14 protein-coding genes are annotated in these 13,008 nt (G+C 70.5%); 4 read left to right on the plus strand and 10 right to left on the minus strand.

Going from position 1 to position 13,008, the window contains the following annotated elements; all coding sequences use genetic code 11:
• Positions 1-118 precede the first annotated feature (118 nt).
• From ACFXAE_RS15340 to ACFXAE_RS15365, 6 genes are all read right to left on the minus strand, one after another.
• Complete coding sequence (locus ACFXAE_RS15340; protein WP_384713763.1) at positions 119-307, minus strand: DUF397 domain-containing protein; 189 nt, start codon at positions 305-307, stop codon at positions 119-121.
• Positions 304-1,158, minus strand: a complete 855-nt coding sequence (locus tag ACFXAE_RS15345) for a Scr1 family TA system antitoxin-like transcriptional regulator (RefSeq protein WP_384713766.1) — start codon at positions 1,156-1,158, stop codon at positions 304-306. Before ACFXAE_RS15345 ends, ACFXAE_RS15340 begins: the two co-directional genes overlap by 4 nt.
• Before the next feature lie 187 nt (positions 1,159-1,345).
• On the minus strand, positions 1,346-1,726 hold the full coding sequence (locus tag ACFXAE_RS15350; protein ID WP_384713769.1) for a VOC family protein: 381 nt from the start codon (positions 1,724-1,726) through the stop codon (positions 1,346-1,348).
• 14 nt (positions 1,727-1,740) lie between these two features.
• Positions 1,741-2,631: a virginiamycin B lyase gene (locus ACFXAE_RS15355; protein ID WP_384713772.1), complete on the minus strand. Its 891-nt coding sequence runs from the start codon at positions 2,629-2,631 to the stop codon at positions 1,741-1,743.
• The gene (locus ACFXAE_RS15360) at positions 2,628-3,281 is read right to left on the minus strand and encodes a CatB-related O-acetyltransferase (protein WP_384713775.1); all 654 of its coding nucleotides are present in this window, start codon (positions 3,279-3,281) and stop codon (positions 2,628-2,630) included. The genes ACFXAE_RS15355 and ACFXAE_RS15360 overlap by 4 nt, the downstream gene beginning before the upstream one ends.
• Entirely contained in the window at positions 3,278-3,664 is a 387-nt protein-coding gene (locus ACFXAE_RS15365; RefSeq protein ID WP_384713778.1) for a nuclear transport factor 2 family protein, read from the minus strand. Before ACFXAE_RS15365 ends, ACFXAE_RS15360 begins: the two co-directional genes overlap by 4 nt.
• A gap of 124 nt (positions 3,665-3,788) precedes the next feature.
• On the opposite strand from ACFXAE_RS15365, the gene ACFXAE_RS15370 reads away from it, so the two are divergent.
• Entirely contained in the window at positions 3,789-6,512 is a 2,724-nt protein-coding gene (locus ACFXAE_RS15370; protein WP_384713781.1) for an ATP-binding protein, read from the plus strand.
• A gap of 169 nt (positions 6,513-6,681) precedes the next feature.
• Here ACFXAE_RS15370 and ACFXAE_RS15375 read toward each other — a convergent pair whose 3' ends face one another.
• From ACFXAE_RS15375 to ACFXAE_RS15390, 4 genes are all read right to left on the minus strand, one after another.
• Positions 6,682-8,445 (minus strand): lysyl oxidase family protein, encoded by a 1,764-nt coding sequence (locus ACFXAE_RS15375; protein WP_384713784.1) that lies wholly within the window; start codon positions 8,443-8,445, stop codon positions 6,682-6,684.
• A gap of 535 nt (positions 8,446-8,980) precedes the next feature.
• Positions 8,981-9,607: an RNaseH domain-containing protein gene (locus tag ACFXAE_RS15380; protein ID WP_384713787.1), complete on the minus strand. Its 627-nt coding sequence runs from the start codon at positions 9,605-9,607 to the stop codon at positions 8,981-8,983.
• A 177-nt stretch (positions 9,608-9,784) separates the two neighbouring features.
• Positions 9,785-9,991 carry a DUF397 domain-containing protein gene (locus tag ACFXAE_RS15385; RefSeq protein WP_384713789.1) on the minus strand — a complete coding sequence of 69 codons (207 nt, stop codon included), beginning with the start codon at positions 9,989-9,991 and terminating at the stop codon, positions 9,785-9,787.
• Entirely contained in the window at positions 9,988-10,827 is an 840-nt protein-coding gene (locus ACFXAE_RS15390) for a helix-turn-helix domain-containing protein (RefSeq protein WP_384713792.1), read from the minus strand. The genes ACFXAE_RS15385 and ACFXAE_RS15390 overlap by 4 nt, the downstream gene beginning before the upstream one ends.
• A 252-nt stretch (positions 10,828-11,079) precedes the next feature.
• On the opposite strand from ACFXAE_RS15390, the gene ACFXAE_RS15395 reads away from it, so the two are divergent.
• The 3 genes from ACFXAE_RS15395 (at position 11,080) to ACFXAE_RS15405 (ending at position 13,007) form a co-directional block, all read left to right on the plus strand.
• Positions 11,080-11,433: an ATP-binding protein gene (locus tag ACFXAE_RS15395; protein WP_384713795.1), complete on the plus strand. Its 354-nt coding sequence runs from the start codon at positions 11,080-11,082 to the stop codon at positions 11,431-11,433.
• Between the two features lie 84 nt (positions 11,434-11,517).
• Positions 11,518-11,937, plus strand: a complete 420-nt coding sequence (locus tag ACFXAE_RS15400; protein WP_384713797.1) for a hypothetical protein — start codon at positions 11,518-11,520, stop codon at positions 11,935-11,937.
• A 116-nt stretch (positions 11,938-12,053) separates the two neighbouring features.
• On the plus strand, positions 12,054-13,007 hold the full coding sequence (locus tag ACFXAE_RS15405) for an ABC-three component system protein (RefSeq protein WP_384713800.1): 954 nt from the start codon (positions 12,054-12,056) through the stop codon (positions 13,005-13,007).
• Position 13,008 lies beyond the last annotated feature (1 nt).

Genomic DNA, 13,008 nt, shown 5'->3' on the forward strand with positions numbered 1-13,008 from the left:
GATTCCGGAAGTAACCAGGGGTACCGGGCGGACGGGGTGGAAGCAGGAGCGGTCCGAGCTCTCCGAGGGCTGCCCCGCCCCGTGCCGGACTGATCCGGCACGGGGCGGGGCGTGAAGGTCAGTCCTGGGCGGCGTAGCCGATGAAGTCGGTCCACGCGGCGGGGGAGAGGGCGAGTCCGGGGCTCCGCCGGTCCTTGGAGTCCCGGACGTGGACCGCCCGAGTGCCCCGCGCCACCTCGACGCAGTCGTCACCGTCGGAACCGCTGTAGCTGCTCTTGAACCAGGCCCGTTCGTCGATGCTGCTCATAGCGCTCCTCGCAGTCGCTTCAGCAGGCCCCTGGAGTCGTCGGAGGTGAGAGCCTGCGAGCGCAGTCTCGCATAACGCTGGAGCATGATGCTGACCTCCTTCCGGTCCATGACCAGCATCCCGCCACGCTGACCCTCCGCATAGCCGAACCACTTGTTGTCCGGCGACTCCAGGAGCCTCAACGGGCCGTCGAATCCCGCATGGTCCGGCTGATGGCGCGGCATGATCTGCAACTCGACGTTGAACTGCGACGACCGTTCCAGGAGGCTGTCGAGCAACTCCCGCGTCACGTCCGGACCTCCGGTGCCGCGCTCCAGCAGCGCCTGCTCGACGACGAAGCTGAACGTGATCGCCGGCCTGCGGTCGAACAGTCGCTGACGCTCCAGCCGGGCCGTGACCTGCTCGGTCACCTGCTGCTCGTCCTTGACCGGCGGGACGCTCTCCGTCACCGCCCGCGCGTAGCGTTCGGTCTGAAGAAGGCCGGGAACCACCCGGCAGTCGTACGTCCACAGGGTCACCGACTGGGTCTCCAGCCGCGCCCACTGCCGGAACCAACTCGCCAGCCCCACCTGCCGCGACAGATGCGGCGCGGCCCTGCGCAGCGCGCCGGTGTTGCCGGTCGCCTCCTCCGCGCGCTCCACGAAGCCCCGGTCCGGCATCCGGCGGCCCAGCTCCACCGAGGCCACCGTGTGCTTCGAGAAGTGGACCAGAGCGGCGAACTCCTCCCGGCTGAGGCCCGCGTGTTCCCGTAAGGCCTGGACGACCGCGCCGAAGGTGCGCATGCTGTCCGAGGTCCCGGGATCACCACAACTCCCCGCGCCCGCCCCGCCGTCCGTGTTCTCGTAGGCCACCGTCGGCCACCTCCCGCGCACGTACCACGCCATACCGCTTCTGACTGGGCTCCATCGTCCCGCCGAACGAGGCGTACCGTCCACGGAATGTGTGCGTACGCTGACTCTGCGTACGCGGAGTGCCGGTCGGACTCGGCGCCGGGGCCGATGGCGATGGGCGTCATGGAGTTCTTCCGGGCGGTTGGGCTCAGAGGTAGGGCTTGGTGATCATTTCGATGGCGTGGCCGGCGGGGTCCTTGAAGTAGACGCCGCGGCCGCCGTGTTCGGTGTTGGTCTCGCCGGGCCGGGTCATCCGGGGATCGGCCCAGTGCTCGGTGCCGTCCGCCCGGAGGCGGGCGTAGGCCCGGTCGAACAGGTCGTCGTCGACCAGGAACGCATAGTGGTGCATCTGTATCCGGTCGACGCCGGGCAGTTCGGCGAACTGCAGCAGTACGCCTTCGTCGAGCTGGACGTTGGTGAACGGACCCCACGACGGCGCCTCAGGGAGCTCGAACAGTTCGCGGAAGAACCGGGCCGACTCCTCGCGGTCGTCGGCGGGGATGATCGTGTGGTTGAACGACACGGGCAAAGTGAACTCCTGGGTCAGGGCAGCGGGTTGGGGGTGATACGGGCGAGGGCGCCGATCTCCAGCGCCGTCCACACGGCACCGTCGGGGCCGAAGGCGATGCCGTGCGGCTCCGAGCCGGATGTGGGCAGGTCGTGCACCTCGATCACGCCCTCGGTGGTGAGGGAGCCGACGCGGTTGCCGCCCCACTCCGTGAACCACAGGGCGCCGTCGGCGCCCGCGGTGATGGCGTGCGGCCGGCCGGCGCGGTCGGGCAGCGGGAACTCCCTGATCTCGCCCTCGGTGGTGATGCGGCCGATGTGGCCGGCGCCGATCGCGACGTACCAGACGGCGCCGTCGGGACCGAGGGTGATGCCGACCGGCGCGGCGCCCGCGGTGGGCAGCGGGTGCACGGTGACCGTGCCGTCGGCGGTGATCCGGCCGATCGCGTCGGCCTGGTTCATGGCGAACCACATCCCGCCGTCCGCTCCCGCGGTGATCGCGGACGGGAACGCGCCGGTGGCCGGGAGCGGGAACTCGGTGACCTCACCGCCGGTGGTGATGCGGCCGATGCGGTCGGCGGCGGTCTCGGTGAACCACAGCGCCCCGTCGGGCCCCGCCGCGATGCCGAACGGCCCGCATTCCGCGGTGGGCAACGGGAACTCCGTGACGGCGCCGTCGGTGGTGATCCGGCCGATGCGGTGCGCCCGGTACTCGGTGAACCACAGGGCGCCGTCCGGCCCGGTGGTGATGACCGTCGGCCCGCAGTCCGGATCGAGCCGGTGGCTCTCCGGTTCGGCGCCGGGCACGAGCCGGCCGATCCGGCCGCTGTGGACCAGCGTGTACCACAGCGCGCCGTCCGGGCCGGTGGTGATCGCGTACGGTCCGCCGCCGGCCACGGGGTGTTCTTCGATCGACACGGGTGTCATGCGGTCTCCAGTCCGTGGTCTGCGGCGATGCGGGCGATGTCGGCCGGGGTGCCGGCCATGATGGCGCGGGCGTGTTCGGTGACCAGCCCGGCCGGCCAGTCCCACCAGGCGGCACGCAGGAGCCGGTCGACGTCGGCGTCGTCGAACCGCTGCCGGATCGGGCGGGCCGGGTTGCCGCCGACGATCGTGTACGGCGGTACGTCCGCGGTGACGACGGCGCCGGCGGCGACGATGGCGCCGTCGCCGATGCGTACGCCGGGCATGACGGTGCACCGGTGGCCGAACCAGACGTCGTTGCCGACCACGGTGTCGCCCCGGCTGGGCATGCCGGTGACGATGTCGAGGGTCCGCTCGGCCCACTCGCCGCCGAACATGGTGAACGGGAAGGTGGACACGCCCATCGTCGGGTGGTCGGCGCCCGCCATCAGGAACCGGGTGCCCGTGGCGATGGCGCAGTACTTGCCGATGACCAGCCGTTCCGGGCCGTAGGCGTAGAGCACGTTGTGGTGCTCGAAGCCGGTGGCGCCGTCCGGGTCGTCGTAGTAGGTGTACTCGCCCACGACGATCTGCGGTGAGCGGACCAGCGGTTTGAGGAACACCACCCGGTCATGTGCCGGCAGCGGGTGGAGGGTCGTCGGATCAGGTGTCAACTGTCGGCTCCTGGTGAAGGGATGGGTACGGGGACGGGATCGAGGAAGCCGTGGACGCGGCGCAGGCGGCTCCGCTCGGTGACCATGACGGCGAGCCCGACGATCACCGCGGGGCCGCCGGCCGGCGCCAGTTCCCAGGCGAGGCGTGCCACGTCGTGGTGGCCGTCGGCCTTCCCGACCGGCCGGTACACCAGGCCGGGGAACTGCCGCTGGGCCGTGGCCATCACCTCCTCGATGGCGTCGCGGCCCTCGGCCGCCATGATCGGATCGACGTAGCGGGCGTCGTCGGTCCAGAGCTCGTCGACGAGCGCCCGGCGCCTGGCCGGGTCGCGCTCGTTCCAGCTCGCCAGGTACCGCCTGGCCAGCTCGTCGAAGCCGGACATGGTCGATCTCCCTCCGCCGCCGTGCTCTGTTTCCACCACGCTACGGCCGGGGACCGGGAGCGGAATCCGTCACGCCCCGGCAATCCGGCCCGGGATTTCCGGTCGGCTTAAGTACTCTCACCACGTGTTGCACGGACGGAGTGACGAGATATCGGTCATCGACCGCTTGCTGGCGGACTGCCGGACCGGTCGCAGCGGTTGCCTGCTCATCACCGGGGAGCCGGGCATGGGCAAGACCGCGCTGATGGAGTACGCGGCGTCGGCGGCCGACGGACTGCGGGTCCTGCGCGGCACCGCGATCGAGTCCGAGGCGCACCTGCCGTTCGCCGGCCTGCACCTGCTGCTGCGACCCGCCCTCGACCGGACCGACGCCCTCCCCGCACCGCAGGCACGGGCCCTGCGCGGGGCCTTCGGCCTCGCCCCGGCCGAACCGGGCGACCGCATGCTCGTCGGCCTCGCCGTCCTCTCCCTCCTCGCCGAATTCGCCGACGGCGGATCGGTCCTGTGCCTCGTCGACGACGCGCAGTGGCTGGACCGGGCGTCGGCCGAGGCCCTGCTGTTCGCCGCGCGGCGGCTCGACGCCGAGGGCACGGCGCTGATCATCACCGCCCGGACCGGTTTCGACGCCCCCGGACTCGCCCACCTGCCGCTGACGGGGCTCGACGCGCCCGCCGCCGCCGGTCTCCTGGCCGAGCACGCCGCCACGCTGTCCCCCGCCAACCGGTACCGGGTACTGGCCGAAGCACAGGGCAACCCGCTCGCCCTCCTCGAACTGCCCCTCGCTCTCGCCGCCGGCCGGCCGGTCGCCGCCGGCCAGGCCCTGCCCATGACCGACACGGTCCAGGCGGCGTTCCTCGACCGGGTACGGCGACTGCCCGAGCCGAGCAGGCACCTGCTGCTCGTCGCGGCCGCCGAGGACACCGGTGACCGCGACGTCGTCCTGCGCGCGGCCGCCCCGCTCGGCTGCCGCCCCACGGACCTGGTGCCCGCGGAAACGGCGGGGCTGCTCCGGGTGGACAACCACACCGTGCGTTTCCACCACCCCCTCGTGCGGTCGGCCGTCTACCAGGCGGCGCCGGTCAGCCTCCGCCTCGTGGTGCACACGGCCCTCGCCGAAGCCCTCCACCGGCCGCAGGACGCCGACCGGCGCGCCTGGCACCACGCCGTGGTGGCCACCGGCCCCGACGAGCAGGTGGCCGCGGAACTGGAGAGCACCGCCCGACGGGCCACCGAGCGAAGCGGATACGCCGCCGCGGCGGCGGCCTACGAACGGGCCGCACAGCTGACGGAGCCCGGCACGGACCGGGCCCGCCGGCTCGTGCTGGCGGCGGAGGCGATCGCCGAGGAAGGTGACATCGACCGCATGGTGGAGCTCGCCCGGCACGGCGCCGCGAGCACCGACGACCCGGCCCTGACCGTGCGTGCCATCCGGGTCCGCGCCGCCGCGGCGTTCCATCACGGCCTGCTCCGCACGGCCCGCCGGCTGCTGACCGAGGCGGTCGAGCTGACCCGGGCCGACGACCCGGCACCGGCCGCCCACATGCTGCTCGACGCGGTGCACGCCGCCTGGTACCTCGGGAAGGACGAGATCGCGGACACCGCGGACCGGCTGGACGCCCTGCCGCTGCCGCCCGACGACCCGCTCACCCATGTGGCCCGCCTGCTGACCTGGACGGTACGGTCCGCGATCGGACAGGGGGACCGGGACCCCGAGGCCCTCGCACGACGTGTCGCGGCCGCCGAACGGACCGGATTCGGCGGCCCGCACGACACGATCCTGGTCGGAGCCACCAGCCTCCAGGCCGCGGGCCGGGACACCGAGGCACACCGGGTGGCCGGCGAGCTCCTCGCCCAGTGCCGCGACCGTGGCTGGATCGGCCGGACGCCGCCCGCGCTGGCGTGTGTCGCCAGGGCGTCGATCTTCCTCGGCCGGCACACCGACGCCCGGGACGAGGCGACCGAGGCGCTGCACATCGCCCAGGAGCTCGGACACCGGCAGTGGACCGCCGAGATCAGCGGCGTGCTGGCCTACCTGGCCGCGGTGGCGGGTGACGAGCGGCGCTGCCACGCCTTCGCCGACGACGCGCTCGCCGCGCCGGAACCCGGCGCGGCCCCGCCCGGCATGTCCTGGGCACACTGGGCACTGGCCCTGCTCGACCTCGGCCACGCCCGCTGGGAGTCCGCCCGCACCCGCCTGGCCGCCCTGCACACCGGGCCGGTGAGCCATCAGCTCCCCGGCCCGCGCAGCATTCCCGACCTGGTCGAGGCGGTGGTGCGGCTCGGCCGGCCGGCCGACGCCCATGAACCGCTCGCCCGGCTCACGGACTGGGCACACGACGCCGCGCAGCCGTGGATCGACGCGCACGTCCTGCGCTGCCGCGCGCTGCTCGCGCCGGAGGCGGACGCCGCGGAGCTGTACCGGGCCGCGTTGCGGCTGCACCCCGACGACCGGCAGTTCGAACGCGCGCGGACCGCCCTCCTCCACGGCGAGTGGCTGCGCCGCACGCGCCGCAAGTCCGAGGCCAGGACCCCACTCCGCGACGCCTTCGAGACCTTCCGCAGACTCGGCGCCACACCCTGGGCGGAGCGGGCCCGCGCCGAGCTCGACGCGACCGGCGAAACCGTACCCGGGCCCGGGGCCGCGGACGGAGCACTGTCCGTGCTCACCGCGCAGGAACGGAAGATCATCCGGCTGGCCGCACGCGGCCTGTCCAACCGGGACATCGCCGCACAGCTGTTCCTCAGCCCGCGCACCGTCGGGTACCACCTCTACAAGGCGTTCCCGAAGCTCGGCGTCACCGCACGAACAGAGCTCGCCGCCCTCGCACTCACCGATGCCGCACCATGACGCCCACCCCCGGTCCTGGCATCGTCCTTCGGCACAGCCCTCCCCGACTCCGTTACCGGGCCCCTCCGTCGGCTCTCGTGAGCGAACGGGATCCCCGGGCGGTTCCGGCGGGCCGGGGCGGCTCCGGTTCGTCTCTGGGGCCGGAGCCGCCCCGGCCGTCACGGGCGGGTCAGTTGGCGTCCACCAGGTGGTGCGGGGGGACCGTCACCGTACGGGCGCCCTTCTCGCCGCCCAGGACGACCTTCCGCAGCGCGCTGTTGTTGCTGTGGTCGGTCTCCTTGAGCCGGTTCTCCGGGTTGGCGAGGACCTGGATGTAGTACGTGCCGTTCGGCAGGTCCGTGATGTCGAAGGACTGGCCGGGCAGGTCCTGGGTGTAGGTGTCACCGGAGCCGACGTCGAGCACCTCGCGGACGGAGATGGAGTTCTCCTCGCCGCACGCGGTGGACAGGTCCGTGTTCCCCGGGTGCCAGTCGGCGTTCTTCACCGTGTAGTCGACGGCGTCGGTGTTGGCCAGGCAGAACGCCTCCTTGCCGCTGCGCACCGTCTCCTTCTGGTCGGCCGTCAGCAGCCGGTAACTGGCGAAGTCCAGGAAGTGCCAGTGCTCGTGGCCGGGACGCGGGTCCCACTCCATGCCGCCGGTCTGGGTGTATCCGACCTGCGTGCCGTCGGTGTCGTAGAAGTACTGGTAGGCGTCCATCACCTCCTTGCCCGGGGAGCGGAAGCCGTCCACGACGAGCTTGGCCGGGCCGGCGTTCCACACGTTGGCGCTGAAGGCGAGGTAGTCCTTGCCGGGCACCTCCTCGTAGCCGTCGCTGACGGTGATGCCGAACGCGGGCAGCGAGCGCAGGTCGGGCTTCGGCACGTCGGGAACGGACGCCTTGCCGACGGGCCGCTTCGCATGGGGCCGGGCGCCCGGTGCCTGCCGCGAACCGTCGGTCTGCCCGGTGCTGTCACCGACCTCGGCGGTGGTGAGGGCCTGCTTCCCCAGGGACTTCCTCTTCATCGCCCACGGCAGGGCGGGCGGAGCCGACGGGTAGGGTCCGTGGCCGGCGTTGTACGAGGGGCCGGCGCCGCTCGTCACGGCGCCGGGGGCCGGGGTGTCCGCGGCGGCCCCGTGCTGCGCGTGCGCGCCGTGCTCCGTGTGCGCGTCGTGCTGCGCGTGGGCGCCGTGCCCGGAGGCGGTGGTCTTCGCCGAGCTGCGGGCGCCGGCACTCTCCTCGTCTTCCCAGCTGCGCTCGCGGACGACCACCTTCACGGTCTGCGGCTTGTCGGCGATGCCGAAGAGATCACGGTACTTCTCGGCCACGTTGATCTCGGCGGTGTAGGTGCCGGCGGCCAGCTGGACCGTGTCGGTGTAGTGCCCCGAGTAGGTGTTGGACGCCCAGCCGTTCTCGACGCCCCACACCGAGCCGAGGGTGAAGGGGTTCGTCGGGCAGCTCTCCGGATACTTCGAGTTGGCGGGGGCGTCCGGCCGGACCCGTCCGGAGGCGTTGTTGGGGCAGAACGCCTCGCTCTTCTCCAGCACCGTCGAGCCGGCCGCGTCGGTGAGGGTGATCTGCGTGAAGTCCGGCAGTCCGGCGAAGTCGTTCACGACCCCGGCGGGGAGCGTCCTGGTCCGGGTCTTCTTCCCGTTCCGGAGGATCTGCTGGGCGACGACCGGGTCCTTGTAGGACTTGCGGGTCACCTTGAGCTCGAAGGCGCCGTTCTCGGAGGTGACGTACGTCCCCAGGTCGAGATAGACCCCGGGGTCCTCCTTCCACGAGTCGAGCGTGACGGAGGTGGAGGCGGCGATCAGGCCGAGCTTCGGCGTCGGCTCCTCGGACTTCGCGTCGGGCGCGGCGGCGACGACGCCCCCGGCCACGGCGATGGCCGCGGCGACGGCGATGGAGGGGCGGGTCAGGCGGCTGGGGCGGCCCTGCTGGAATCTGGTCATCAGTCCTCGTGCTTCTGGCTTTTGAGTGCGTCATGGAACGTGGACGAGCAGCACGACCCCAACTGGCTTGAGGATTCGTGGTGTTCGGACCATGAGAGGCGGATGGGCACCCTCCGGGTTGTCTCTGCCCACCCGGACGGCCCCCAGTTTGTCCGAAAAGCGTTGACCGGCTGCCGGACTTGGCCGGGACGGCAGGGCGAGGCGCTGGAATGCTGCCGCGTGGTCGCCGCGTGGTCGCCGCGTCGTTCGCCGAAGAGCTGGGCGCCGCTCCCGAGGGCGGGCTGAGGCAGCTCCCCCAGCGACTGCCGGCCGCGGCCCCGGACATGAACGAGGTACGGAGAGGCAGGGCGGCCCCGCTGCCCAGGGGCGGCGATCTGCGGGTCGGGATCGGCAGCGAAGCGCAATCGGCGCGAGTGCGCGCTCCTTTTGGGTCGGCGTGGTCCGTCACCCCAACGGGAGCGGGCTCCCTCCGGATGATGAAGTGTCCATCACCCTCAGTCGGGCTCGACCGCACACCGCCTTGCAGCCCCAGCGCTCACTCGCTCTCGCCCACCTCGGGTTCGGTGGCCAGGTCGGCCGCGTCGACCAGGTCCGGGTCTTCCGGGCTCTGCTCCGTGGTGGGCTCAGCCGCCTCTTCGCCGAGGCTCCCGTCCCCCTCCGCGAGCATCGGGAGGACGTATGCCTGAGCAAGTTCTGCCAGATGGAGGGGGAGTGGAAGGGACAGCGCCGCCGCGTAGTCCGGCGCCTGGCGCAACTGGTGCATGGCGAGGGCCAGTGCCTCGGCGTCGTCCGGCTTTCCGGGTACGGTGTCCGCCCGGTCGTCGTTCGCATGGCAGCCCAGTACCGTGATGTCACCGAGCGTGTGCTGGGGCAGGACGCGGACGCCGAGCTGACGCAGCCCGTCGAGCCACGCGCTGTGCGCGCGGTGTTCGAGACTGCCCGCGTTGGTGATGTGGCGGTCGGTGGAGGGTGTGACGAGGAACTGGGTCAGCAGGCCTGCGTCGGCACACTCCAGGCGGAGGGCGAACTTGAGATCCCTCGGAGCCGGACGGAAGGCCCCACGTTCGCGCGCTTCTGATCCACGCGAAGCAGATCCTTCCCAGGCGGAGGGGGCGGAGGGGGCGGAGGGGGCGGAGGGGGCGGAGGGGTAAGGTCTGCGCAAAATCGTCGCTCAGACAGAGGAGTGGGAGCGCAAGCTGAGAGTGGACGGCAGCCGAGCGGGGCGTGTGAATGGAGCACCGGACAGCCAGCTGACCCAGTACTACGCCGACGCGCTGATTCAGCAGATCACTTGGACGAAGGAGCGCAGCGGGAAGGAGTGACGTTGTCTCCTCCCCGCCTACTGGTCAGCCGCGAACCCGACGAACGCAGCCCACTGCTCCGCACCCACGCTGATTGAGGGCAAGGCGCGGTACTTGGAGTCCCGGACGTGCACGGTCGCGGTGGCCGTGGCGACCTCGATGCAATCCCCGCCCCCCGATCCGCTGTAGCTGCTCTTGAACCAGGACAACGGGCTCAGGTCGCAAGGTGTGGGCTCGATGGTCATAGTTCTCCCGCCACATTCTCGATGAGACGTGCTGACTCTTCGACGTTCAGCGCTTGCGAACGCAGCTTGCCATACCGTAGGCCGAATGCGCTGACCTTGGCAGGAGCAGTGATCACCACCCCGGTCTCTTGCGACTCGATATACCCCACCTGCCTGTGCTCCAGCGTCTCCAGCACGACCATCGGCCCGTTCAGCCCAGGATGGAAACCCCGAACCGTGGGCATGACCTGAACCTCCACGTTGCGCAGCTTCCCCTGCTGAAGCAGGTGTTGAAGTTGTTCACGCATCACGTTCGTGCTCCCCAGCGGATTCCGCAGCGCCGCCTCGCCGATGACGAAGCTCAGCTCCGCCACCGGTGTGCGCGTCAGTAGCTTCTGCCGGTTGAGCCGCGCCTCCACATGCTGTTCGGCTGTCTCCTCGCTGAGCTGTGGGCAGTGCCCGGCGAACAGCTCCCGGGCGTACTCCTCCGTCTGAAGCAGCCCCGGAACCAGCAGCGGGTCGTAGGAGAAGCGGCTGACCGCCTCCGTCTCGATGAGCGCGAAGTCCTGGAAGAAGGTGGGCAGCTTCGCCCGCTCCACCTCGTCCTGGAGTGCGGCCAGCACCCCGCCCGTCCCCAGCACCCTCTCCGCCGCCTCCGTGAACGCAGCCTTCGCCGGGCGGCGGCCCTGTTCGATGGACGCGACCTGCTCGTACGAGTACTGCACGGCATCCGCCAGCGCTTGCTGCGTGAGCCCCGCCTTGTCCCGGAAGAGCCTGACCAGTTTGCCGTAACCGGTCCAGATCGCCGGCTTGTCGTCGTTGTTGCCGCACGGCTTCTTCTGCTGGCGGGCTGCCATCGACACCACATCCCCACATCCGCGAGTTGCCCCTACCAACCAGGTCCGCCTGTCCCAGGACACGCAACCGGACCCGTACAAGCCCGTACGCGGCCCGTACAGCGGGCCCAGGTACGCCGAACTTCCCTATTCAGTTATGCGCAGTGACGGGACGGTCACCCTGTGAATGTAGAAATCGCCACTCCAGTCCGCCCGTTCATCGTGCGCCTCAGCCCTACCCGACGCGGCGCCCGCCTCTCCTGCCGTCTTGTCGTGAGCCAGCTCCTCGGGTGGGGCGTCCCCCACGCCGCATCCGTCATTGAAGACGCCGGCGCCGGCGCAACGGAACTCGCCGCCAACGCGATCGCTCACGGTCGCACCCCGGAACGGGACTTCCGTCTCGTCCTGTCACTCGTGCCCGTATCCGGTCGACTCCGGATCGCTGTGTCCGACACCCGCCCCGACCGGCTCCCGCCACGCCCCGGCGCTCTGAGTGCCCCGCCTCCAGAAGCGGAGGGTGGACGGGGCCTGCTGCTCGTGGAGGCCCTCTCGGTCGACTGGGGCTGGACGGCCGACGATCTCGTGAACAAAACCGTCTGGGCGGAACTCGATTTCACTCTGGCTTGAAACGGCTAAACCCGTTTCGGGCAATGTACTTGCCGTTACGCTATCAACTGTCACAATGTCGCAGGTGCTGACAGGGGGTGCGGCGTGACCCGTACGATTCGGATCGACGACGAGGTGTTCGCGGCGCTCCAAGCGCTCTCCGAGCCCTTCGTGGACACACCCAACTCGGCTCTACGCAGGCTCCTCGGACTCGACCTCCCGGCCTCCGGCAGTACACCTGTCGAACAGGAGATCGACGATCAGGGTGAGGAGGGGTTTCCGCAGCACGGGCTCGCCGATTTCCTCAAGGACGGCCGTCTGAAGGCCGGTCAGCGGTTGGTGTGGAACCGCCGCAACCTCCAACGGGAGTACCGCGCCGAGGTCCTGGGCAACGGAAACCTGAGGGTAGAGGGTCTGCGGGTCTTCGGTACGCCGTCTCGGGCCGCCACGGTCATCGCAGGGAACCAGCAGAACGGGAAAAGCGTGTGGTGCACGGAGGACGGCGTGCGTCTGAAAGATCTCTGATCGCAGCACGGCGTAGGTAGGGAGAGGACGTGGCCCGGCCAGGGAGGGTGTGGGCAGCGTCGTCAGTAGCGGCGGTCCATACGGCGGCCGAGGCGGTGCACGAGGGGTGGGGGAGCATGGACAGCGGTGCGCAGCGGGCGTACGCCAAATTGAAGTTTCGGGAGAAGCTGGCCGACCTGCATGGCGAGTCCTTCGAGACGTTCTTCCACAACCTGATGTGCGTCAGCCATCCGGACTTCGTCGACGTCCGCACCTACGGCCAACTCGGCGACCAGGGCTCCGACGGGCTGAGCTTGCATGCGGAGAAGCTGTACGCCTGCTACGCACCCGGCTCCTTCAAAGCCGCCGAGATCCGCAAAAAGTTCCGCAAGGACCTGGAGTCGGCGCTGCGCCAGCGTCCCGGCCAGTTCCGTACGTTCGTCTTCGTCCACAACGACCCGCACGGCGTACACCCCGAGCTGGCCACCTGCCTGGCCGAGGCCCGCAATGACCACCCCGACATCAAGTTCGAGCAGATCGGCCCGAGGAGACTGTGGACGGAGTTATTACCGCATCCCCGTGAGGTCGTGGAGGACCTGCTCGGCTGCGACATACCGATCGAGGCGCAGGTCTTCGGTATCAGCATGGAGACCGAGGTCGCCCGGCTGCTCGACAACCTCAAGGAGCGCCGCCGCACCGCCAACCCCCTGATGGCCCTCGATCCGGTCAGCGAGCAGAAGATCGATTTCAATGGGGTGATCGGTGACGAGAGGGACGAGCTCGTCACCGGGATGGGACACACCTGGTTGGTCGCGGAGTACTACGCGGGCCTCAACGACCCCTTCGAAGAGGACGAGGTGGCCGCGGGTTTCACCGGCGAGTACCGGGCCTCAAGGGCGCGACACACCGACCCCGCCGACGTACTTCTCGACCTCCAGCTCTACATCCACGGAAACCGCCTCCAACATCTGGCGCAGCTCAAGGCCGGCTGGGTGGTGCTTGCCTACTTCTTCGAGCGCTGTCATGTTTTCGAGAACCCGCCGGACGGCTGGACGTCCGACGACGCGCTGCGGATATCGGGAGCGAACTGAC

The sequence above is a fragment of the Streptomyces sp. NPDC059454 genome (genome assembly GCF_042749965.1).
GTDB lineage: Bacteria > Actinomycetota > Actinomycetes > Streptomycetales > Streptomycetaceae > Streptomyces.

Excerpts from the sequence above, each read along its gene's own strand:
- ACFXAE_RS15375 (WP_384713784.1), bottom strand. The coding sequence starts at position 8,445 with ATGACCAGATTCCAGCAGGGCCGCCCCAGCCGCCTGACCCGCCCCTCC.
- ACFXAE_RS15340 (WP_384713763.1), bottom strand. The coding sequence starts at position 307 with ATGAGCAGCATCGACGAACGGGCCTGGTTCAAGAGCAGCTACAGCGGT.
- ACFXAE_RS15385 (WP_384713789.1), bottom strand. The coding sequence starts at position 9,991 with ATGACCATCGAGCCCACACCTTGCGACCTGAGCCCGTTGTCCTGGTTC.
- ACFXAE_RS15365 (WP_384713778.1), bottom strand. The coding sequence starts at position 3,664 with ATGTCCGGCTTCGACGAGCTGGCCAGGCGGTACCTGGCGAGCTGGAAC.
- ACFXAE_RS15355 (WP_384713772.1), bottom strand. The coding sequence starts at position 2,631 with ATGACACCCGTGTCGATCGAAGAACACCCCGTGGCCGGCGGCGGACCG.
- ACFXAE_RS15405 (WP_384713800.1), top strand. The coding sequence starts at position 12,054 with ATGGACAGCGGTGCGCAGCGGGCGTACGCCAAATTGAAGTTTCGGGAG.
- ACFXAE_RS15390 (WP_384713792.1), bottom strand. The coding sequence starts at position 10,827 with ATGGCAGCCCGCCAGCAGAAGAAGCCGTGCGGCAACAACGACGACAAG.